Below are 22,870 nucleotides of genomic sequence, written 5' to 3'. Positions count from 1 at the left end.
ATCCAATTATGATAACTCACGGAAATTGGTTCTACAACGGTAAGAATCCCTTGTGTGCGAAACGCCACGTGACAGAACTGAAAGATGTAGGCTCCCCGTCAGTCCCTATGAGTTCCCCGGAATAGACGCCAGCTGCATTTTGCGTGACTGCCGCCTTCCACCAGCCGAACTTGCCTTGTTCATAATCGAACGATTCCCCGTCATCATCGTACAGATTTCCTTCACCCATTCCATCACCGAAATGAACCAGTTCAAGCGGAACACGCGTGCCTAAGGGAGGGACATGCGATAGCGCAGGCATCATCGGAATGACGGACCCGCTTCTAACAAATACCGGAATTCGCTCCAAGCCTGCTTGAACGCGAATGATGCATCCACCGGTATAACGTTCTCCTGTCTCTAATCCATACCAGATTCCAGACGGTAGCAGGACCTCCCGCTCAGACTCTCCTTCAACGAGTGGGGCTACTAACAATGCATCGCCGAACATATATTGGTCATCCCATTCTCTTACTTTTTTCTTGCCGTAAGCAGCATCTGTCGTATTCAAGGTTTGCTCAGCTGCTTCGACATACATCGCCTCGGCTTCTGCGATTTCTGGTACGGACATGACGAATGGCATTGCGCGGAAAGGAGGAATACCCTGCTCTCGGTAAGTGGCGAAAGCCGTATACAAATAAGGCAGCAATCTCATCCGCAGCTTGATATAATGGCGGACAGTTCCTTCCACTTCAGGGAAAGACCAAGGCTTCGTTCCATCTCCCCAAGCATTCAGCATCGCAAGTGGCGAGAAACATACCGTTTGCATCCGCCGTACCCAATCTTCGGCATTTCTGGCTCTTCGAACCTCTGGAGTCCACAGCAGCCCGCTGAAGGAGGAGTTACATAGACCACGAATAAATTGTTTATGATCATAGAGATCCGAATAAAGGACATAAGGCATCGTTGAGGCTGCGGCATTCGAAGCTCTAACAAGTCCGTATGTTCTCCGATTTTTGCTGCGGAACAGATCAGCCGTCATTTTTTGGAACATCAACCCGTACATTTGTCTCATCTGCTCCCCATCCAGACCGGATGGAAACTGGGCATGTCCTGGAAACATCCAGGAATTGTTGGTCAAGTCACTGCCGTCACATTCATCCAGCTTATAACCGGATACTCCGATATTGACATGCTGCTCCTCATGCTGCTTCTTATAAAGCTCCACAGCTGCTGGCAGCGAATAATCCGGCGCAAGCCCGCCCCATACCGAATGACTCCCCGAAAGCGGCTTCAGTTTCTCGTACAGCGCACTCTTTGGCGATACGAAGGGATGCTCCCACAGGTTCACCCGAAAGCCGCTTTGGTCCAAAGCTTTCACGAATTTTTCAGGCTCAGGGAATCGGCTTTTCTCCCATTCATAACTGACTGGGTAGCTTTGGCTGTGCCAACCGGGTTCGAGCCCGATCACATCACAGGGAATATCGTGCAGGCGGAACTGCTCCGCTTCTTCAAGCACTTGCTGATCCGTATACAGCGTCGGTACTCGGTGCCAGAAGCCAAGTCCCCACTTTGGAGGCAGTGTGCCGCCACCGCAAAATAAATTGTATCTAGCGACCACATCCGAAAGGGTTGGACCGCCAAATACATACACGTCTGCACCTTCGACAGGAATCCGGATCTCTACCCGCGATGCGACTAGTGTTGCCTTCCATCCCTTATCGGTGTTGCGATCACGAATATCCTCGCTTTGCGTTTCCTCCTGCCTCATGGTTGACCCGCAGTACAGCGTAACGATCCGTGAGGTATCCACCAAAACGCCATACCCAAGATCACTTACGTAAAAAGGCACAGGAGCATGCGTCTCACCCGTATCCTGCTTAGGATCGCTGTTCACACGCAAATAACGGTTTCTTCCCCGTTGATTCATTCTTAATAATTGCAAACCTGTACCATAAAGCTTTTCTGTACGATCAAGCGGAATAGACAGAATAAGACAGCCACTTGCTTCCTCGAGCTGAATACTTTCCCAAGCAAAAGGCGGCTGTACTTGCGGCATTCGCTGCATAGCCTCGGTTTTCGGCGAAACGACCATCAAGGAGAGCGGTGTAATTCCTTGCGGTTCTCCGATCGTAAAGCGCCATACGCCTGGCGCCGATTGTTGCGGGTTCGTTATTTGCATGCTAGTTTCCCCATTCATTTATAGAGTTGGAACCTCAATGGCCTTCGTTTGACCGGATTCGCTTGCCAGCTTCGTGTAATGAACAAGTGCTTGGGTTTTCAAATAGTCCCTGCCGCTTGTCTCCGCTTCGCGACCCTCCTGAAGCGACGACAAAAACTCAGCCAGTGTATCCGTTTCATTAACTCCGCTAATATCATCGACCAGCAAGACTTCTCCGTCCCGAATTAGGCGGATTTCCTTATCGATGACTTCCATAGCGCCTTTGGTTCCTTCAATTCTCCAATTGCCGCTCCACGGTGTCTCTGTCCCTCTTGCAGCGATGGATGCATTGTAGGCTGCAGTGATACCATTGTCCATTTCAAAGAAAGCATAGGCATTAATAATTGCCCCTTCCTCTTCCCACGCGCCAATTGGATTGTAGAGCTTGGCCTGGACCGATTTTCCTTCTCTTCCAGTTAAATAACGGATCATATCCAAGTGATGAACACCAATATCATCCAGGATACTAACGGTATATCTCCGCTGCACATGGTGGTACCTGTAGAACTGAATATCCAGCGAGGAAAGTGTGCCAATGGCACCCTCGTCTATTAGTTGTTTCATTTTACGAATATAAGGCATCCTGCGGTAATTTTCTGCGATCATAAAAGGGATGTGTTCCCGAGCAGCTCGAGCCACGACCTCAATGGATTCCTCATAATCAAAGGAAATGGGTTTTTCACACAAAACAGCCAGCTTTCGGTCAAACGCCGCATGGTTTACAGCTGTGTGCATCATCGGGGAAGTCACATTGACAAGAAAATCCGCCTGCTCGTTTTGCAAAGCTTCTTCTAATGAGGTGTAGAAAGGATACGGATCCTCCTGCATCTTCTCTTTCATGGCCCTATCAACCTCAACAACGGCTGCTAATAAGCCTTGATCTCTTAGACGTTTATACCAACTGAAACCAGCAGATCCCAAACCAACCAGTATAGCTTTCATATGTAAACTACCTCCCTAAGGCTTCAATGGAATAACCATATTCCAAGTGTTCTCTGCATTGCGAAAACCCCCTGGTCCGTCGGCTACTGCAGCGAACAGGTGCGTCGGTTTTCCGTCATGAAATAACAGAAAAGGCCGTTCAAGATTGCCCATCGTCTGCTCCGTTCCATCATCCCAAAGAACCGTACGTGAATAGGCCTTTGGCGTCTCTGACAATTGCCATTTCAACCCGTCTGGAGAGATAGCATGAATGCCTCCATGTCTTTCCCCGCAAAGCGTCCCCTCCATATCCTTGGCTAACAGCTCATACCCTTCCTGCGTCTTCCAAATGAATGGATCCTCAATATGAAATTGATCCGGGGGAAAAATAGGCTCCTCTGTTAATACGCGATAGGGTCCTCGGTAGCTATCTGCTGCGGCTGCCCCGATCGTCATTTTCCCATGAACATTACCTTCATATTGACGAGCTTTGTAGACAAGCAGCACGGAACCGTCTTCCTGTAAGCAAGGTGCCGGATTGGAGGTCAAATAGCTATCGAACCGGTTTGGACGCACAGGGAGTATCGGCCTATCGCTTCTTTCCCAAGGGCCAAAAACACTGTTCGCCATAGCAAGACCCACTCGCTTATTGGAACGTGCAACGATGCATCGCGGGTCTTCCAACCCGAATCCATCACCGGCGACCACATCAGGCAGCGGATGAGTTGAACCCATATAGTAAAGAAGATACTTATCTCCGAATTTGGTGATATGTGGATTATGCGTGCTGCGCCCGTCCCAATATTGAGCTCCTCTAGCAGGTAAGACGACCTCTTGAAAAGTATATGGACCCTCCGGAGTATCCGAAACCGCCCGCACGATTTCTGAAGCAACCAGCCAACCAGGATGCATAGGCAGCGATTTGGGCCAACGAGAAGCAAACATATGATAGCGTTCATCTTCTCCCCGAATAACCGAACCGCACCATACCCAATAACCTTCCATCCGAAATCCGCCTCCGCGAGGCGCGGGCAGCATACGTTCTGCAATACTTTCCATTCAGACACTCACCTCTCGATTGATTTATTGCCTTCATTATAGGAGATTATTCGCCCAAGTAGAACGGACAAACTTAAGATAACATGTGTTTTTTTACGAATTAGCATATGAAAAACATCCCTCCGCTGAATACTTCTGCGTGAGGGATGCCTCTTTTGAAAAACCGTTTATTTCGTATCGATCATAATCGCGCCTTGCTTCTTGTTCCAGCGCTCAGTCGCTTCTTTAATAATTTCATTGCCGCCTTTGGCTTTATACTCTTCGATCACCTTCGGCCAATCGGTGATTGGTTCTTTGCCATAAATCATTTTGATCATGTGATCGATAATGATTTTCGGACCTACGTCAGGCTGAGGAGCGGCAAGATCCGGAAATTTAGCGAAGCTGCTCAAATCAGGATAGAATCCGATACCGGCCAATCCTTCCTTCGATAGAACCTCATCGAATGCTTTCAAGGTCGCTTTTCCATCTTCATTCAGCAGCAGTCTTGGTTTATTGTAAGTGGAGTCATGCACCGCCCACATCGTTCCGCTGCGGAACCCTTCTTCATCTGTTTCTTCCTTCGTCGTCGGGAATTTATAAGTAATTTTGCCGCTGCTATCCTTGGTGTAAGTATCGCCTTCAATTCCGAAGGTAAAGAAAGTTTCAGCTTCCGGAGTAACCATCCAATCAAACATTTTAATAATTCCCGCAGCTGTTTCTTGCTTCACATTTTTATTAATGAAGAAGGAACGAATGACAGGTGCATAATAGAAATATCCGCCTTTTCCTTCCGGACCTTTAGGTGAAGGAATAATATCAATTTTTGCTCCAGGAACAGCTTGTTGGGCCTTCGTACGGTAACCTGGCAATCCTGAAGCATTTTGCGACCAGATTCCCGCTTTGCCCGACTCAATGCTTTTCGTAAAATCGGTAGAAGTGATGGTTGCGAATTCCTTAGGAATCAATCCTTCATCATACATCGTTTTGTACGTGGTGAGTGCCTTCTGAACATTTTCTACATCAAAAAATTTCGGGACTACTTGACCATTTACCAGCTCAAATTGGTCCTTATAAGGCAAAACATCGAAAGCTCCTAGGATAACGTCCGCATACTTGAAGTTTTCCCTCATTTGATATGGATTCTCTACGCCCATCTTCTTAAAGGCCCGCAGCACATTCAGAAATTCGTCTACGGTTTTAGGAGCTTGAAGCCCAGCCTTTTCTAGTAAATCCGCACGAATGTACGTGGAACGACGGGATGGATTGCTCAAAAATTCAGGAACGCCATAAATCTTCCCTTCATACGAAACACTATCCCAAGCTGCTTTGGGCACCACTTTTAACAAATTCGGCCCATTCTGCTTCAAAAGCTCGTCCAGCGGCATGAAAACACCGTTCTCTACAGAACCGGACATCGACTTACTGCCAGGACCGCCAATACTGCCGACAACGTCGGGAATATCGTTACTTGCGAACATAACGCCGAATTTGGCATCCTCCACGACCTTCACGTCCAAATCCGTATTCGTTAACTCCTCAAGCTTCAATATCCATTTATCCTTGTTCAAATCAGGTACTCGGGTATGATATCCCGTACTGACAGTCGTTGGATAGAGCAGGGAGAATTTGACCGGAGCTTTCTTCACGTTGCCCGATGGCTGTGGTGAAGCATTTCCCGCTACCTTTCCATCCGAAGAACAGGCAGTTAATGCAGAAGCTGTCATCATGACAGCCAGGGTAAGACTGATTGTTTTTTTCATATAAACACCCCTTCTTTCCATTTCAAAGTGCAAGCGGTTTCACGACTCTGTATGTATCATAACGAAAAGTTGGCGTTTCCTGTATGTATAATTTTAAGACGCTATGTCGTTTTATACGATTAAACACAGACGGTTCTGAACACAGGATGAAGTATGTTAAAACAAGACGGCGTTTACGTTCCGCTAAGTATATTGTGACCCAAGGGGAGAGCGTCGGCTCGTAATACTCCATCATTGTAGGGGGCGCGTGATTCTTGTTTGACCATTGATAAACTATGTGACGTGATACGTTATTGAAGGGCTAGTTAAAAGTTTGGTGCGAGGGCAGGTAGAAGTCAAGAATATGTTCAAATATAGATAGCAGCTGGTCAAATCTATGAATGACTGATTTTGGACATATAAGCTGCTAATCTGAGGCTTGAGGAGAACGAGGATCCGCTATTTTGGTGAACATGCCGATTTGAGACCAGTACGCGGAACGTGGTTCCGCTATTTTGGCGTTTTACCGGTTTTTACACCTCGAAAGCTGGATTTAGCGGATCCTCGTTCCGCGAAAACGTGAAATATGCAGTTTTGAGCAAAATAAAGCATCTACGTTCCGCTAAAATCTGGTAACTGAGAAATATGCCAAACAGCGTTCATCTTCATACACCTCGATATTAGAGTATTGTTTGGTCATTTGCCCGGTTAACGAAAGTTCGCTCATTTTGCGAATCAGGTTATTTATTCATATCTAATGAACATACTTTTGCAATTAAAGTTTGGTTAGTGGGTCGGATAACATTGAAGAGAAAAACAAGGAGTAGTTGGCCGCGAGGGCTCTACTCCTTGTTTTTGATAGCTGTGGTAATAACCAAGGTGAGTTTATGGATTACATGAAATGAATTGCTCATGTGGTGGGCAGTGCTTGCCTTGTGTCATGGAGTACGGTAGGTTATGACGAGAATCGGCCTGCTGCTCGCATTCGAAAATTCGGATGAGGCGAAGGCTTTGCTGCCAGGAGCCGTGTTCACCGTATTCTCAAGCAGAACGATACCGTTATTCGTTTTGCTGCCGTTTACCCAATTTTGTACCAGACCTGTGACATTAAAAGTGTACCAACTGTCCTTGATATTGTGAATCATATGTTGATCCAGTGTGGCTGTGCCGTAAGATGGTTTATTCGTCCAGTTCACCCCGGTAACACTCTGACCATCAATCCCTGTGCCAGATCCCTCAGTCCAACTACCGGTCACTTCATGCACTTGGAGCAATTTATGAGCTGCACCGTTGCGTACTAAGCTAAGCTTAACTTCAAGTTGTGCGCTTGTAATGATTGCATTGGATGGAATCGCTGCAGGAATACCGAATCGGATCAGCGCATGCTTCTCGTCGTTGCTCGCTCCTGAGTAAGAACTTGTTTCCAGTTCATCATTTCCTCCCGTATTGCGGCTTGCATACGAGCTCCATTCGATCAGATGTGCATCCGTCGTTTGGGTGTACCCATTAACTCCCTGCTGCAATGCTACGGTTGTTAGCGTATAAGGAGAAGCTTGGGTCAGAGAAACATTTTTGAAGGTAGCGTTTCCTAATACACCGTCGTTGTGGGATGTTACTGCCAAGCCGACATAGACGGTACTGTTCATAGTGACCGTGACCGCGCTGCCAATTTGCTGCCATGTGCTCCCATTCGTAGAATTGTATGCGGTAAAGCTATCACCGCTGCGAACTAGCTTGACAAATTGCGGAGCTTTTCCAGCGGTACTGTCCGAGTATCCAGTCGTATTAGTCAGGTTCTGGCCAGTCGTAATACGGCGCTGAAATTTGATGCCTTCAGAAGGAGTGACGACCACATCGGCAAATTTGCTGCCGCTATCCAGTGTTTCGCGAATCATGATTCCTGCTTTTGCATAACCGTTCGTGTTCTCCATATCGGCTACCTGGGCAACGATAGTTACATTACCGTTAACAGGCTGATACACGTAATGAAATTCATCGGCGGCAGCCCAAATGTCGTATCCTGAAGCCGAAATTGTAAATTGTTCGTTCTTCCATCCCGAGCTTCCAAGGGCCTCCACGGCTCCGATATCTTGTTGATTCCATCCAGATGCCAAAGGCTGCCGCAAATTCAAATAGTTGATCAACTTTTGCGGCTGATCTGTTTGTATAAATGAAGCGCCTTTATTGATGACCCATCCCCATCCACTTTCTGGATCGACCAGCGAACCGCTGTCGGTATGACCGCCCGCATAGTGTGAGAGCATGGTATTCATCCATATTTTTGAGCCACCGTTCAGAATCTTATTAATCGTTATCTCGGATGCGACAACATCACTCTCCTGATCGAATACAAGTTCGAATATGTCTGGCTTAGCTCCTGCCAGCAGGTCGTCTAACAGACTGACATTGGTTTCTTCCAACACTGCCGCATATAGAGGGCGAGGCGATTTGGAGTCCAACCATGCATCTACAACCGAGTTGGCGGCAGTACTTTTAAATATGGCTTGATTGGTTGTTCCAGTCTGAACTAGGACATTCCACACATCATTACGGATGTCCCAACATTTGTCCAGATTGACCATAGCTTTGTTTTTGGTTACATTTAGAGCTTCTTCAAGGGTGGGAATCCTTTCCGTCGTTAGGGGGGCACTCGGACCTCCTTCACCCTCCTTAAGGTAATAAGATTTGATTTGAGCCAAGGTTAAGTCGGCTACCTTACCTGTACCATTTGTCATGTCATTGATGTTATCGTCATGCATGAGAACAGGGATGCCATCCTTCGTTTTACGAATATCAAGTTCCACCATCTCGACGCCCATATCAATAGAGCTTTGGATAGCGGATAATGAGTTCTCGGGATGATGATGCCAATCGGCTTTGTGTGCTACGACATGGACACGGCCATTCGGATCATGAAATTGATCCAGAATATCACTAAAGGTAGAAGCATAAGCACGTCCAGGATCAAGTGGAAGCAGGCTGATGGCAAGTAGAGCAACAGGCAAGGCATAGACAACAAATGTTCGTGGAGACGGAATGAATTTCAAGACGAAATTTTTCATCAGTATCCTCCCAAATTTGAGTTGTAAAATCAGTTCCAATGATCAGGACCATAGGGAAGCAGTCCCCATTTGTTGCAGCCGTTTAACCGAAGAGTCCGCGTATTCAACACGGCAGGTTTCCATTACCCAATGACCCGAAAACTGATGAGTCTCCAACAGAGTAACTATAGCCGGAAATGGGATATTTCCATCCTCAACCGCAAGATGGTTGTCTTGATCTCCACAATTATCGTTAATGTGAAGACCTATCACATGCGGCAATACCTGTTCCAAGCCTAACAGGCATTTGCCTTCTCCAAGTAAATGGGCATGGGCTACATCGAATACGACCTTTAAGCGAGGATGATTGACGGCTTCTACCGTTTGTGCAATAAACCCTATCTCTATCCCCAGTAAACCCGGGTAAGGGGGGACGTTCTCCAAAGCAAATACAAACTTGTCGCTGACCGTTTCCTTGATTATATCTTGCATAAAAAGTTGACAGCGCTGCAACGCTGCAGTCTCATCTTGTAACGCTTCGATCCCATGGTTGTCCTGCTTCTCGTAAAGGCCGGCATGCAGAACAACATAGGAGCATTGAAGGAATTCGGCAATCGCCCCTGCCTCCAGCAGAAGTTTTTTACTTTCCTCGATTCGTACGGCAGACTCGGCGCATGGGTTGATACCATGAATGGGAGCATGCAACGTCCAGCGAACATCATTTTGGATACCAAACGTCTTTAGCCATTCCAACTCTTCTGAGGACCAAGCTAATATTTCGCGATGGCCGTCCTCACACATCAGTTCAATGCCCTTCCAACCTTCCTCTACCAGACGCTTGACAGCTTCCTTAAGTGGTACATGAATGAGGGCAAACGTGGAAATCGAGAATTTTCTTTTTGATTCCATCTTGTAAGTCCTCCTTTATTTAATTCCTGACTGCATAAAGCTTTGGATGAATTGGCGTTGGAATACAAAAAATCCTATTAGCAGCGGAGCCGCAACTATCAATGTAGCCGCAGAAACTTCAGCCCACTGTGCTCCCGTCTCCGCAGCCTGTGCGAATATCGCAAGACCAACGGTCAGGGGTCGATTCTCTACAGAATTCGTAACAATCAAAGGCCAAAGGAAATTGTTCCAATGATAGCTGACCGAAACTAGACCAAATGAGAGGTATGCGGATTTACTGAGCGGAAAATATATTCTCCATATAATCGACCATTTGGAATATCCCTCTACCTTTGCTGCTTCCTCCAACTCGTTCGGTATTGTTTTAAAGTGCTGTCGCAGCAGGAAAATACCGAATGAGGTAGCAAAGAACGGAATCATAATGCCAAGTTTCGTATCAAGCAGTGACATTTCCTTTAACGTCATATAGTTTGGGAAAATCAATACATCGTTTGGAACCATGATCTGAATAAGAAATAACGTGAACAAGAGAGATCTTCCGAGAAAATTCACTTTGGCAAAAGCGTATGCCGCCATCGTGCCCGTTACCATTTGTACAACCAATACCCCGACAACGATCAGAAGCGTATTCAAATAATAAATCGCAAAGGGAGCACCCTGCCAAACAGTCACAAAGTTTTGCAGGGTAAATTCGAATGAAAATTGTTGGGATAATGCCAACTTGGACGGTCGGAATGCTGTATATACCATCCAGAATAGCGGGATGAACCAAACCAGGGCAGCCGCAATAATAAAACTGTACGTTACCCAAGATGAAAGATGCAGCTTTTTCAACATGTAACCCGTACTCCCTTATTCATAATGAATTTTTTTGTCCAATCCGAAGAATTGAACTGCCGAGATCAACAGGAGCACCGCAATCATTACGATGGTTAGCGTAGAGGCTTTGCCTAAATCCCAGAAGGCGAATGCTTGTTCATAGATATAATAGAGCAGTAGACTACTGGCATTGTCCGGCCCGCCCTTCGTCATGATGAAGAGATGATCGACCAACTTAAATGAATTCGTCATAGCGATAATCATGACAAACAGAGTTGTGGGCATAAGCAGCGGCATTGTAATCTTGCGAAATACCAGCCATGGTTTTGCTCCATCGACGTCAGCGGCTTCATATAAATCTCGGGATACATTTTGCAATCCGGCCAAATAAAAGATCATAAAATATCCAGCCTCGCGCCATACAATCATGATAATTAACGCCCACATGACCAATTGCTGGGAGCCGAGCCAGTTCAGCCCGCCCTGCTCCACATAATTTAACAACCTGCTTAATAATCCGTACTGCGGCGTGTAAATAAACAGCCACACATTGGCGATTGCAATCATCGGTATCACATTGGGATAAAAGAAAGCTGTCCTTAGGAATCCTTTTCCACGGATTGCTTTGTTGGCCATGACAGCCATAAAGAGTGCTAATGCAATCGATGTCGGGACAGTTCCGATAGCAAACCAGATGTTATTGGACATGACTTTCCAAAAAATGGAGTCACTTGCCAAAGCCTTATAATTGTCTAACCCGATAAAAATAGGCTTGCGAACCGCGAGATCCGAATGATGAAAACTCAAAATCAATGTTTTATAAATCGGATAAAAAGTAAAGAGCATTAAAATAACGAGTGAAGGCAACAGCAGCATCCAAGCGAATAAAGTTGTCCTCCAATAGTTCCATCTAAGCACATTTGTTCACTCCTCTAGTTGTGTTATTTTTTGAAAGGAGCCAGTGCTTTATCTGCTTCTTCTTGCGCCTGCTTCAAAACGGTGGCAGGGTCTACCTCGGAGGTCAATGCCCTTTGAATGGCATCATTAAGTGCCTTGGCTACTTTACCGGAATTATGCGTTGCCAGTTCACTGGCTCCATACTGAAGTTGATCCTTGGCAACGAGTGCAGCCGGGAATTCCTTTGTATAAGCTTTCATTTTTTCCGTCTGGTAAGCCGATTGCCGCACCGCTACATAACCGGTGTCAATACTCCACTGTGCCGCCCGCTCCGGCTCGGTCATGAATTTCATAAACTTCCATGCGGCTATTTTGTTTTTCTCAGGAATTCCTTTAAATATGTACAGGTTTCCACCGCCAACCGGGGAACCGAACTGTTTATTTTGCGGCAGGAAGCTAACGCCAAAATCAAACTGAGCATTCTTTTTCACACTGGTCAAATTGCCGGTTGTATGATACATCATAGCGGTTTTACCCTGAATAAAATCCGATGGCGTCGTAGCCCAGTCAACAATGCCTGCGGGCATGCTCTTATCTTTCTTGGTCAAATCTACCCAGTATTGCAGTGCTTTAACATTATCGGGTGTATTGAAATAGGCTTGTTTTCCATCGTCTGACATGAGGTTTTTACCGCTTTGCAGGGCAAGAGTTTGAAACATCCAAGTAGATGATGTCGGTCCGGTGGATGGTATTTGGATCCCCCATTTACCAGGCTTCGTCAGCTTTTTCGATATATCCCTAAGCTCCTCCCACGTTTGTGGCGGTTTGTTCGGATCAAGTCCTGCCTCCTTATAGGCATCTTTGTTGTAATAGAGAACGACAGAGCTGCGTTGGAAGGGAAGACTGTACATTTTCCCATCGACTTTGGAATTGGCTGTAAATGCCGGGAAAAAGTCAGATATATAATTATTACCTTCTTGAGAAATAAATTCATCCAACGGTGTGATGGAGTCCATATCCATGAATGTGAATAGATCCGCTGCAAGAAGAACAGCTATATCCGGAGGGTTCCCTCCCTGTACTGCTGCCTGTACCTTGACTGTCGTATCTCCATAGCTTCCGGTATATACAGGTTTGATCGTAATGTTAGGATTTTCCTTCGTGAATTGCTGAGCCATGCTCTCAATGGTTGCAGTTAATGGACCGCCTACCTGCACGGGGTAGTAGAAGGTTAATTCAATCTTTTCATCTACAGCAGGTTTAGCTGTGGCAGGCTTGCTGACGTTATTCCCCTGCTGCGTCCCCCCACAACCTGCGATCAGGCTTAGTCCCACTGCGGCTGGAATTATTATTTTAAACAACGCTTTCATTTTTTTAGCGCCTCCTCTGATTGAATGAACTTATTATATAGGGATTCACTTAGCCAAAAAAATCCTCTAATCTTAAGGTTTGGTTCTATATGTTCAGATCATTTGGAATTAACCTTTTAATCGCCTTCCATCGTGATATACTTGGGCTATATTCTGAAGTGAGGAGCCGAAGATGCAGCTGGAGGCCGTCTTCTAAACAAATCAATATGAATTTGAGGCAGAAAATGCTCATCCTATTTCTTTTATTAATCGCCGTTCCTCTTGGCATACAGGGTTTCGTTACCTATCGAGACTTTTCCTCTACATTAGAACAAAAAACAATGGATTACGCAGTTCGGATTATTCATCAAATCAACCAAAGCCTTGAACAAAACCTGGAAGAAAATATGCAGAATCTATCACTTCTTCCGCTCTACAACGAAGATGTCCGCGCTTTACTGGAAAAATACGACGATCCTGGAAATCGTCTGGCGGTGCCCTCCATAGAGGAAAGAGGCAGGATGTACCGCCATATCGTCGCTACTAATTTTTATAAAACGGAAATTCGTGGCATTCAGGTTATTGCCAATAATGGGTTTATATTTACGAGTATGGATCCTTACATTGTTAAACCGTTTATCGATTATAATCAGGAAACCTGGTGGCCCCAGGTTAAAGAGGCGGATGGCAAATGGGTGGCTATTGCCCAGCACAAGCCCAACTATTTACTGGAATCGACTTCTGAGCGATATGTTTCTCTTGCCAAATTAATTAGAGACCCTAGCTCTACGCAGGTGATCGGCATGATCAAGCTCGATTATCGTCTGGAGGTTTTTGAACAGATTATGTCTGGTTATCAGGTTGCCGAGATCGGGCGTGTAGTGGTTGTCAACAGGAATAACGAGCTTTATTACGAGCAGAACGCAGATAATACGGATTTCCCTACGTACAGAGTTCTTGAACAGCTACCCAATGAAAATACGAATAGGCGCATGGATATCGATGGAAAGCCTTACTTAATCTTGTCTGAGGATTCTAGACTGCTGCAGTTGAAAGTGGTAAGCATGATTCCGCTGGAATTACTTCTGCAGAAATCGGTCGAATTACGCAACTATACGATTGGTATCGGGTTAGTATGTCTGTTTGCTGCGGGTCTGCTGGCGCTGTTCTTCTCCTACAGATTTAGCCAGCCGTTAATTTTACTTAAGAATAAAATGCGGCTTATGCAGCATGGCAAGTTGAATCAAAGCCTTATCGTTTCATCGAACGATGAAATCGGTCATTTGATTCAAGGCTTCAACCGGATGACCGAGGAGATTAATAACCTGATCCAGGAAGTCTACGTGTTGGGTTTAAAGGAACGGGAAGCCGAGATCGCCGCACTGCTTTCGCGCATAAATCCACATTTTATTTATAATACACTGGAATCGATTAATATGATGGCAATCCGGCACAAGGCTTACGACGTTTCCGATATGGTATCCGCATTGGGCAGCTTGCTGCGTTATTCTGTCGATAAGCATGACCGCATGGTCATGCTTGGCGACGAACTGGAATCGATACGTTCGTATGTCAAAATTCAGCAAATCCGCTACGGAGATAGACTGAGCGTTATTATCGACGCCGAAACGGAGCTGCTGGGGTTGGCTATTCCAAAGCTATTGCTCCAACCATTGGTTGAGAATGCCATCTATCACGGCCTAGATAGTCTTGAGCACGGGGGGACGATCTGGATCATGGCTGCACAATTTGATAATAAGCTGCTGCTGACGGTGAGTGATAACGGAAAAGGACTTACCGACTCGGATATCGAGCGACTAAGGAAATCGTTGAAACCACCAAAAGAGTCGCTATTTGAACAAGGCGTTCTGTCCGGCAGAGGCTTAGCCCTCCGAAACATCAATCTGCGAATGATACTTATGTACGGGGAGGAACATACCCTTGATATTGATGGGACACCGGACTGCGGGGCATCCTTTACACTAACGATACCGATATAGGAAAGGACATTTTCGAAGATGAATATTTTACTGGTGGAGGATGAGGCGGTTATCCGTCAAGGTATTACCCAATTAATCGAGCAAATGCCGGATGATTTCCGGATAGTCAAAAGTGCAGCCAATGCCAAAGAAGCGCTGCATTATATGCTGCATGAGGAACCACCGGATTGCATCATTACGGATATTCGGATGCCGGAAATGGACGGTTTGACCCTGACGGCCCGGATTAGAGAGATGCATGCAGACATTCCAATCATCATTGTAAGCGGATACAGCGATTTTGAATATGCTCAGCAGGCGATTCGTTATCGGGTATGCGATTACTTGCTGAAACCAATTGACAGAATGGCGCTGATAACGGCGATAGGTAAGATCAGAAGGATCCCAGGTCCAATGACTCCATCCCCCTTCGAACCCAAGCCGGCCGAGAAGAATCCAGTCGAAGGCACCGGAACTCATACGGAAAAGACTTCTTCAATAATACGAAAGGTGAGGGAGTATATCGGAACTCATATTCAGGATGATTTGCGGCTGCAGGTTATAGCGGATAATGTCCATCTTAATCCAAACTATTTGTGCCAGCTGTTTAAAACCGAAACGAAGACCAATCTTTCAGACTATATTACGGAAGCGAGGATCGAAAGATCCAAGCAATTGCTCTCAGGTACTCAATTGAAGATTTATGATGTAGCGCGTCTTTCCGGTTATCAAAGTCCAAAGCATTTTATGTTGGTTTTTAAGCAAAAGGTCGGGAAAACACCAAGCGCTTTTCGGGATGAGAATTAGACTGTCAAGAGGTATTCCTTCCCCTCAAACGCGAGCCAAAACTATGTAACCCTGCAAGAATGCCGGAGGTAATCTTATAAATTCTGGCGTCAAAAAAACCGCCTCACTCACGAGGCCACTGAAAAAGTTCAATTAAATAAAAGGTGCAGTTTTCTCAAAATTTTGAGGAGACTGCGCTTTTTTCTTGTATACTTTTAGGTATCATGGGAAAAAAGGTGAGCCGAGTGATCCAAAAACAGCAGACTTTGGTATTAAGTCCTTACTACGAACTCTATAACTTGATTGTGCCCAAGGATAATTTGCTACGCAAAATTAATGAACTCGTGGATTTTTCATTCATATACGAAGAACTTCAAGTCAATTATTGTCTCGATAATGGTCGTAACGCTATTGATCCAATTCGAATGTTCAAATACTTGTTACTGAAAGCTATATTCGATTTGTCCGATGTGGATATTGTCGATCGCTCTCGGTACGATATGTCTTTTAAGTATTTCCTAGGGATGGCACCGGAGGACCCTGTAATGGATCCCAGTTCCTTGACCAAGTTCCGAAAACTCCGGTTGAAAAACATGAATATGTTGGATTTGCTCATTGAGAAAACCGTGTCACTCGCCATTGAGAAGGAAATCATCAAAAGCACATCAATTATTGTTGATGCCACCCACACGAAAGCGCGCTACAACCAGAAGTCCCCACAAGAAATCTTACAGGATCGAGCACGCAAGGTGCGAAAAGCCCTCTATACCATAGACGAAACCCTAAAGGGTAAGCTTCCTGCTAAAAATGTCAGTACATTTTTGAAAGACGAGCTTAGCTATTGACAAAAGCTTATTCACATCGTAGAAAATGATTTAGGGATACCGCTAGTTCCTAAACTTCAGGAACCGCTTAATCTGTTGAAGGAAACTGTTCAAGATGATGTGGAGCATCTTCAAATTTCGGAAGATGTTGACGCACGTATTGGGCACAAAAGTGCGGACTCCGCTTTTTTTGGGTACAAGACACATCTGGCCATGACCGAGGAACGTATTATTACAGCTGCCATCGTCACCACAGGTGAAAAGAACGACGGCAAGCAGTTGCAAGCACTTATTGAAAAAAGTAAAGCCGCAGGCATGGATGTCCGAACAGTGATTGGCGATATGGCGTACTCGGAGAAGGACAATCTCATCTACAGCAAAATAAATGATATTGATTTAGTATCCAAACTAAATCCTGTGGTTAGCCAAGGAAACCGAAAAAAAGAAGAGGAGTTTGAGTTCAACAAAGACGCAGGTATGTATGTCTGTAAAGCCGGCCATTTGGCGATGCGGAGAGCGCGGCAAGGAAAAAAAGGCGTCAGCAAGAACCAGGTGACGACCTATTATTTTGATGTGTCGAAGTGTAAGCGTTGCCCTCTTCGGGAAGGTTGCTACAAGGAAGGAGCCAAGTCGAAAAGCTATTCCGTCAGCATAAAGTCCGACGAACATTCTGAGCAAATGGTATTTCAAGAAAGTGAAGATTTCAAAGCGAAGTCGAAGGAACGTTACAAAATTGAAGCTAAAAACAGTGAGTTGAAGCACAGACACGGGTATGATGTAGCCACATCCTCGGGTTTATTAGGTATGGAACTACAGGGAGCAATGGCGATTTTTACGGTGAATCTAAAACGAATATTAAAGCTAAATGATTGAAATTGATGTACGGAAAAGCTACATACAGCAAAAGAAGACATCTTCCCGAGTGGGCGATGTCTTCTTTTTTGCTTAGTAAACACCATTTAATAAAATGTGACAGTTCTTCAGTGGCCTCTCACTCACGGGGCAGTTTCTTAGTGACTGAAGTATTACGGTTTCTTACCCAGAAAAAGCACGCCTTTTTTATTGTTATAACGGTCCGTCGCTTCTTTAATGATCTCGTTGCCGCCTTTGGTTTTATACTCTTCAATGACCTTTGGCCAGTCGGAAATCGGTTCTTTGCCGTAAATCATTTTAATCATATGATCCATAATAATCTTCGGACCAGCATCCGAACCCGGTGAAGCGGCATCCGGGTACTTGGCATCGGCCTCCAAATTAGGAGAAAAACCAATACCCGATAAGCCTTCTTTTGCTAAAATATTGTCAAATGCATTCAAAATATAAGGTCCGTTAGAATCCGTTTGCATTTTCAGACGGTTAACCGTACTTTCATGGGAGGAGTGCAGCGTACCACGGTGATCCTGCTCCTCTTGTTCTTCTTTGTTGGTCGGTTCCTTATACTTCACTTTACCGTCAACTACCGTATACGTATCACCTTCGATACCAAAAGTAAAGAACTTGAATGCTTCCTCTGACGTCATCCAGTCGAAATATTTAACGATTTCTGCGGCCGTTTCAAGTTTCACGTTTTTGTTGATATAGTGAGCGCCAATGACTGGCTGATACATCAGATATCCGCCTTTGCCATCCGGTCCCTTCGGTGAAGCGATAACATCAATCTTGGCGTCTTTCACTGCATTCGGAATGTTCGTCCGGAAATCATTCAAGCTGACTAAGTTGGAGGACCAGATACCAACATCGCCGTTGCGGATATTTTTCAACCAATCGGTCGAGGTTGTCGTCGCGAACTCTTTGGCCATCAAACCTTCATCAAACATGGTCTTGATCACGTTAAGTGCTTTGGTCATATTTTCCACGTCAAAAAACTTCGGAACAACTTGACCGTTTACAAACTCGAATTGTTCTTTATAAGGCAGCACATCAAATGCACCCAGAACGGTGTCGGCATATTTCAAATTCTCACGAGCACCATATGGATATTTAACACCCATTGCCTTAAACGTTCGAAGTACATTCAGGAATTCATCGATTGTTTTAGGTGGCTGTAAACCTGCCTTTTCAAGTAGATCGGTACGAATAAACGTAGCACGTCTAGAAGGATTCTCTAACCAGTTGGGGATACCATAAATCTTCCCATTATAGGATACGGCGTCCCACGCTTCCTTTGGCACTGTTTTCATTAAATTAGGTGCATTCTGTTTCAGCAAGTCATCCAGTGGCAAGAACATTCCTGCTTCTACGGAACCTGACATCGCTTTGTCTGTCGCAGTGCCCAAGCTGCCTACCACATCTGGAATGTCATTGCTCGCGAACAAAACGCCCATCTTGCTTACTTCCGTTACTCTCAGCGTAAGGTCGGTATTCGTCAGCTCCTCCAATTTCTTCACCCATTTGTCATTGTTAATGTCAACACGAGTGTGGTATCCAGTGTTAGTCGTGGTCGGATATGAAATAGAAAACTTGGTCGGTGCCTTTTTTGCCGCTGTTGTGACTGATGACGGCGTCGCTTGTTCCTGATCGGTTTTTCCCGTTGAACAGCCTGCTAAAGTACCAACAGACATTACAGCGACGATCGCGACACTTGTAACTTTTTTCAAAAGAACCCCTTCTTTCCAAAAGAAAATATCAGGATTTCACTGAACCTACCATCATCCCTTGGATAAAGTGCTTCTGCAGGAACGGATATACGCAAAGGATGGGGATTGTAGCCACGACAATGACTGCCATCTTAATCCCTTCAGGTGATAGTAATAGCATTAATTCCGAAGAAACGTCCGATTGCCCCATTTGATCTGTAAATACAATTTCTCTTAGCCGCACTTGCAGCGGAATCCAATTGCGATGATCGATATAAAACACAGCCTCTGCATAACGGTTCCAATGACCCACTGCGTACATGATGCCCATCGTAGCCATTGCAGGTTTCGAAAGTGGCAGTACAATATTCCACAATATCCGAAACTCCCCACACCCGTCAATTCTTGCCGAATCCAGCAGCTCCGTCGGTAAGTTCAGGAAAAATGAACGCATAACGAATAAATTAAACGCGCTTATCGCCATAGGAAGCATTAAAGCCCAAAGTGTATTAAGAAGCCCTAACTGTTTCACTAACAAATAATTCGGAATTAACGGTGCGCTGAAAATAAGGGTAAACAGCACCATCACGAGAATCGATCTACGGAACAAATATTCAGGTCTAGATAAAGGATAAGCTAGCGTTGTTGTCATAAACAGGTTGATCAAGGTGCCAAAAACCGTAATAATGACACTATTCCGAAACCCAATCCATATCGTCGGGTCCTGTAAAATAAGTTTATAGCTTCCCAGTGTGAAGCCAACTGGCCAGAGTGATACCTTCCCCGCATTAATGGCCGTGTTATTGCTTAATGACTGCGCAATAATGTGAATAAGGGGAAGCACCATGCTCAATCCAATGATACCTAGCAAAATGATGTTGAATATATTAAAAATTTTATGGCCTCTTGTCATAATCATAGCGATTCACCTCCTGTCTCCTTCCGTATCAGTACAAACCTTCTCCGGTCAACTTTTTACTAAACGTATTACTGATCATGATTAACATAAGACCCACAACCGACTTGAACAAACCAATGGCGGTCGTGTAGCTGTATTGACGATCAACAAGCCCTGCCCGGTACACAAACGTATCAATAATCTCCCCATTCTCATTGTTAAGCGGGTTAAGAAATACAAAGACGCGTTCGAAACCGAAATCTAGAAAATTACCGATATGCAGTAGGAATAAAATGACAATCGTTGGCAAAATACTCGGAATTGTGATGGAGAACACTTGACGAATACGGCTGGCTCCATCGATTTGTGCAGCTTCATACAGATCGGGGTTGATACCAGCAATCGCAGCCAAATAGATGATGGTTCCCCATCCGCTATCCTTCCACACCCCTGAGCTGATTAGAATGGTCCGAATATAGGTATTTTCGCCTAAGAAATAAATAGGTTCGATATTAAATATGGATAGCAAATGATTGACGATTCCCGTGGATGGCGATAATACCCCTACGACAACTCCGCCTACGATGACCCATGACAGGAAATGCGGCATATAAACTACGGTTTGAACAATCCTCTTATACATCATCACTCGCACTTCATTGATGAGAAGGGCCAGAATAATCGGAACTGGAAAAGCGAAGCACATATCGTAAATACCGATTAATATCGTATTTTTCAAAATTTGAAGGAAATCCGTATACTCGAACATTCGTTGGAAATGTTCCAAACCAACCCATTTACTTCCTTTAATACCTTTGAAAATGTTGTAGTTTTGAAACGCGATGACGGAGCCGAATAACGGGATATATTTAAAAAGTAAAAAATAAATAATTCCCGGTAATGAGATCACGTAAATCGGCCAATGCTTTCGCACAAAAGCCCATTTCTGACTCTGCGATGAGAAATCGTAAACCGTTCGATCGGATGGCTGTATTTTACTGGCCATGGTTTCCTCCCCTTCTTATATGCTGCTTCAATTTGTCTTCTTCATCTTACTTGGGTTGTCTGGAGGTAGCGATGGTGAAACTTATAGGGCTTTGTGTTTTTTTACGATTGGAAAATCTGAATCAACGAACGATGCCATAGCGCTTCGCTGCACTTCCGTACAACCAGTTCTCTGCAACAAATAAGGCCGTGTCATGATCGATCCACCCAGCTTCGAGTTGTCCCCACAGGAAATCGCTCACAATCCGTTTGACAAGTAAAATCTTGCCGTAGCTCCATTCCATACAACGGGCATCGGATACGATGAGCGAGCTTTTGATTGCCGGAAGCGCTTCTAGCCGGTACTGCATACTATCCCGGTATGTACTCGCCCGAAAGTTAAACCACCAATGTCCGCCCACATGAACATTCGGAAAATTCCATGCCGCTTGCACAATATCCAGATTGTTGAGCTCCGAGGCCACCACAAGCTCGAAGGTACAGGCATAAGCTTCAAACAAAGCAGATAGCTTCAAGATACGGGCCGGGTCATTGACCGGGGTGGCTGTTCCGCACCAGGAACGTTCCACGCCGAGAAATAACTGAATGAGAAGTCCTCTCTGCTCAGCAGCAGCACCTAATTCGTGCAGAAGCATCATTAATATCTCATCCTTCGTGCTGCCTTGCCCGATCACAACCTTGCGATTCGCTCTGGCTTCATAGCTTGGCAATGTCGTCATGATGCCCACGTAACCGGCTTCCTTGTACTCGTCGAGTAGTTGCTTAAGCTTCTCACGCGCTTGAGCGAATGCCTCAGCCGGGTTATGCGACAACTCAACTTCTTTGACCCATCCGCCCAATTTCCCGTCAATTCGCGGAATCAGTATGGCGTTCTCTCGCATCCCTTGGAACTCCGCATGCTCGGGTATATTCACGACGAACCTGCGAACGTTCAAACGATCTGCGACCTCTTGCGCCCATGTGACACTTTGCGCGGTCTGTTTGACAGCTTCGTCAGCTTTCCGTACTGAGGCAGCGTCGCTGATCACAATGCCATATAGATTTTTGAAAATTTGGGTCAACACCACATTCATCATCGTGTTTCTTGATCCATGGTAAGCTTCCAAAAAGGCAGCGATACGTGTATCCTCCGGGAGCTCCATGGCATTCGCCGGATACCCTGCAGCCTGCAGCTCGCGAAACAACCAGAAATAATGCGCAATTTCCCAGAAGTCGCTTGCACATAGACGATCGCCCACAAGGTGGGTGTGAGTATCCAAAACAGGCAGCTGCATGATACGTTCCACAAACGCTTCTTTACCGTTTTTCATCTCCATATTCGTTCCTTTTCCTCCTTCTATAACATCTATGTCCTGATGGTACAATGGTTGCTCCATCTGTTCCATGGGGTAACTTCCGCTGGGTTGTGATTTTTTATGATGGCTTCCGGTCAAGAGATAAAAAAACCTGGCCGATGACCAGGTTCTTATATAGAGCCGTACGCTTGAAATATATCGTTACAGACACGATTTCACTTCCCCTCGCATCTGCAACGATGAAAAATACACTAAGCATGCATCAAACCTAACATCGTAGAATAGTTTAATTGCGATCAAAGGTTATCCACAAAAAATAACATATTATTACATCTGGACTTTATCCATTTGNCTAAGCATGCATCAAACCTAACATCGTAGAATAGTTTAATTGCGATCAAAGGTTATCCACAAAAAATAACATATTATTACATCTGGACTTTATCCATTTGAGCAAAAACAACAACACCTATTAAGTTGACGTGTTTCTCCAAAAAAAAAATTGGATATTTGGCTGTTTGTTATTGCCTTAGTTCAGAATGATCCGCTGCGGTTCCATCATCACTTGCCGACTACCTGTTTTCTGTCTAC

Annotated in this window: 15 protein-coding genes and 1 pseudogene; 3 read left to right on the top strand and 13 right to left on the bottom strand. The window is 45.2% G+C overall.

What is annotated here, in order from left to right; translation table 11 throughout:
• Positions 1-31: 31 nt before the first annotated feature.
• The 9 genes from ASD40_RS31590 to ASD40_RS31550 all read right to left on the bottom strand — a co-directional run bounded on the left by ASD40_RS31590 (position 32) and on the right by ASD40_RS31550 (position 12,937).
• Positions 32-2,161 carry a TIM-barrel domain-containing protein gene (locus tag ASD40_RS31590; RefSeq protein ID WP_057307124.1) on the bottom strand — a complete coding sequence of 710 codons (2,130 nt, stop codon included), beginning with the start codon at positions 2,159-2,161 and terminating at the stop codon, positions 32-34.
• An 18-nt stretch (positions 2,162-2,179) separates the two neighbouring features.
• Entirely contained in the window at positions 2,180-3,142 is a 963-nt protein-coding gene (locus tag ASD40_RS31585; protein ID WP_057307123.1) for a Gfo/Idh/MocA family protein, read from the bottom strand.
• A gap of 15 nt (positions 3,143-3,157) precedes the next feature.
• Positions 3,158-4,180 (bottom strand): glycoside hydrolase family protein, encoded by a 1,023-nt coding sequence (locus tag ASD40_RS31580; RefSeq protein ID WP_200957491.1) that lies wholly within the window; start codon positions 4,178-4,180, stop codon positions 3,158-3,160.
• Between the two features lie 167 nt (positions 4,181-4,347).
• The gene (locus tag ASD40_RS31575; protein ID WP_057307122.1) at positions 4,348-5,922 is read right to left on the bottom strand and encodes an extracellular solute-binding protein; all 1,575 of its coding nucleotides are present in this window, start codon (positions 5,920-5,922) and stop codon (positions 4,348-4,350) included.
• Positions 5,923-6,839: 917 nt separating this feature from the next.
• Complete coding sequence (locus tag ASD40_RS31570; RefSeq protein ID WP_057307121.1) at positions 6,840-8,963, bottom strand: glycerophosphodiester phosphodiesterase family protein; 2,124 nt, start codon at positions 8,961-8,963, stop codon at positions 6,840-6,842.
• 42 nt (positions 8,964-9,005) lie between these two features.
• On the bottom strand, positions 9,006-9,851 hold the full coding sequence (locus ASD40_RS31565) for a sugar phosphate isomerase/epimerase family protein (RefSeq protein WP_057307120.1): 846 nt from the start codon (positions 9,849-9,851) through the stop codon (positions 9,006-9,008).
• 15 nt (positions 9,852-9,866) lie between these two features.
• Positions 9,867-10,688, bottom strand: a complete 822-nt coding sequence (locus ASD40_RS31560) for a carbohydrate ABC transporter permease (RefSeq protein ID WP_057307119.1) — start codon at positions 10,686-10,688, stop codon at positions 9,867-9,869.
• 15 nt (positions 10,689-10,703) lie between these two features.
• The gene (locus ASD40_RS31555; protein WP_057307443.1) at positions 10,704-11,546 is read right to left on the bottom strand and encodes a carbohydrate ABC transporter permease; all 843 of its coding nucleotides are present in this window, start codon (positions 11,544-11,546) and stop codon (positions 10,704-10,706) included.
• 65 nt (positions 11,547-11,611) lie between these two features.
• Positions 11,612-12,937 (bottom strand): ABC transporter substrate-binding protein, encoded by a 1,326-nt coding sequence (locus ASD40_RS31550; RefSeq protein ID WP_057307118.1) that lies wholly within the window; start codon positions 12,935-12,937, stop codon positions 11,612-11,614.
• A gap of 224 nt (positions 12,938-13,161) precedes the next feature.
• Here ASD40_RS31550 and ASD40_RS31545 point away from each other — a divergent pair, with 224 nt between their 5' ends.
• The 3 genes and pseudogenes from ASD40_RS31545 to ASD40_RS31535 all read left to right on the top strand — a co-directional run bounded on the left by ASD40_RS31545 (position 13,162) and on the right by ASD40_RS31535 (position 17,378).
• Positions 13,162-14,916 carry a cache domain-containing sensor histidine kinase gene (locus tag ASD40_RS31545; RefSeq protein WP_235549463.1) on the top strand — a complete coding sequence of 585 codons (1,755 nt, stop codon included), beginning with the start codon at positions 13,162-13,164 and terminating at the stop codon, positions 14,914-14,916.
• An 18-nt stretch (positions 14,917-14,934) separates the two neighbouring features.
• Positions 14,935-15,702, top strand: coding sequence for a response regulator transcription factor (locus ASD40_RS31540; protein ID WP_057307117.1), 768 nt, complete (start codon positions 14,935-14,937; stop codon positions 15,700-15,702).
• Positions 15,703-15,926: 224 nt separating this feature from the next.
• Positions 15,927-17,378: pseudogene (locus tag ASD40_RS31535) on the top strand (IS1182 family transposase).
• A gap of 152 nt (positions 17,379-17,530) precedes the next feature.
• Here the strand turns inward: ASD40_RS31535 and ASD40_RS31530 are convergent.
• The 4 genes from ASD40_RS31530 to ASD40_RS31515 all read right to left on the bottom strand — a co-directional run bounded on the left by ASD40_RS31530 (position 17,531) and on the right by ASD40_RS31515 (position 22,369).
• Positions 17,531-19,102 (bottom strand): extracellular solute-binding protein, encoded by a 1,572-nt coding sequence (locus tag ASD40_RS31530; RefSeq protein WP_057307116.1) that lies wholly within the window; start codon positions 19,100-19,102, stop codon positions 17,531-17,533.
• 28 nt (positions 19,103-19,130) lie between these two features.
• A complete protein-coding gene (locus tag ASD40_RS31525) occupies positions 19,131-20,000 on the bottom strand; it encodes a carbohydrate ABC transporter permease (RefSeq protein WP_057307115.1) in 870 nt (289 codons plus the stop codon).
• Positions 20,001-20,028: 28 nt separating this feature from the next.
• Positions 20,029-20,985, bottom strand: a complete 957-nt coding sequence (locus ASD40_RS31520; protein WP_057307114.1) for an ABC transporter permease — start codon at positions 20,983-20,985, stop codon at positions 20,029-20,031.
• Between the two features lie 121 nt (positions 20,986-21,106).
• Entirely contained in the window at positions 21,107-22,369 is a 1,263-nt protein-coding gene (locus ASD40_RS31515) for a glucuronate isomerase (RefSeq protein ID WP_235549462.1), read from the bottom strand.
• Positions 22,370-22,870 lie beyond the last annotated feature (501 nt).

This window comes from Paenibacillus sp. Root444D2 (genome assembly GCF_001426375.1).
Classification (GTDB): Bacteria; Bacillota; Bacilli; order Paenibacillales; family NBRC-103111; genus Paenibacillus_E.
Note: the sequence above shows the minus strand (reverse complement) of the source record. Positions and strands in the feature narration are given on the sequence as shown.

Coding starts and splice junctions, on each gene's coding strand:
- ASD40_RS31590 (WP_057307124.1), bottom strand. CDS start 2,161: ATGCAAATAACGAACCCGCAACAATCGGCGCCAGGCGTATGGCGCTTT.
- ASD40_RS31585 (WP_057307123.1), bottom strand. CDS start 3,142: ATGAAAGCTATACTGGTTGGTTTGGGATCTGCTGGTTTCAGTTGGTAT.
- ASD40_RS31580 (WP_200957491.1), bottom strand. CDS start 4,180: ATGGAAAGTATTGCAGAACGTATGCTGCCCGCGCCTCGCGGAGGCGGA.
- ASD40_RS31575 (WP_057307122.1), bottom strand. CDS start 5,922: ATGAAAAAAACAATCAGTCTTACCCTGGCTGTCATGATGACAGCTTCT.
- ASD40_RS31570 (WP_057307121.1), bottom strand. CDS start 8,963: ATGAAAAATTTCGTCTTGAAATTCATTCCGTCTCCACGAACATTTGTT.
- ASD40_RS31565 (WP_057307120.1), bottom strand. CDS start 9,851: ATGGAATCAAAAAGAAAATTCTCGATTTCCACGTTTGCCCTCATTCAT.
- ASD40_RS31560 (WP_057307119.1), bottom strand. CDS start 10,688: ATGTTGAAAAAGCTGCATCTTTCATCTTGGGTAACGTACAGTTTTATT.
- ASD40_RS31555 (WP_057307443.1), bottom strand. CDS start 11,546: ATGCTGCTGTTGCCTTCACTCGTTATTTTAATGCTCTTTACTTTTTAT.
- ASD40_RS31550 (WP_057307118.1), bottom strand. CDS start 12,937: ATGAAAGCGTTGTTTAAAATAATAATTCCAGCCGCAGTGGGACTAAGC.
- ASD40_RS31545 (WP_235549463.1), top strand. CDS start 13,162: ATGCTCATCCTATTTCTTTTATTAATCGCCGTTCCTCTTGGCATACAG.
- ASD40_RS31540 (WP_057307117.1), top strand. CDS start 14,935: ATGAATATTTTACTGGTGGAGGATGAGGCGGTTATCCGTCAAGGTATT.
- ASD40_RS31525 (WP_057307115.1), bottom strand. CDS start 20,000: ATGATTATGACAAGAGGCCATAAAATTTTTAATATATTCAACATCATT.
- ASD40_RS31520 (WP_057307114.1), bottom strand. CDS start 20,985: ATGGCCAGTAAAATACAGCCATCCGATCGAACGGTTTACGATTTCTCA.
- ASD40_RS31515 (WP_235549462.1), bottom strand. CDS start 22,369: ATGGAACAGATGGAGCAACCATTGTACCATCAGGACATAGATGTTATA.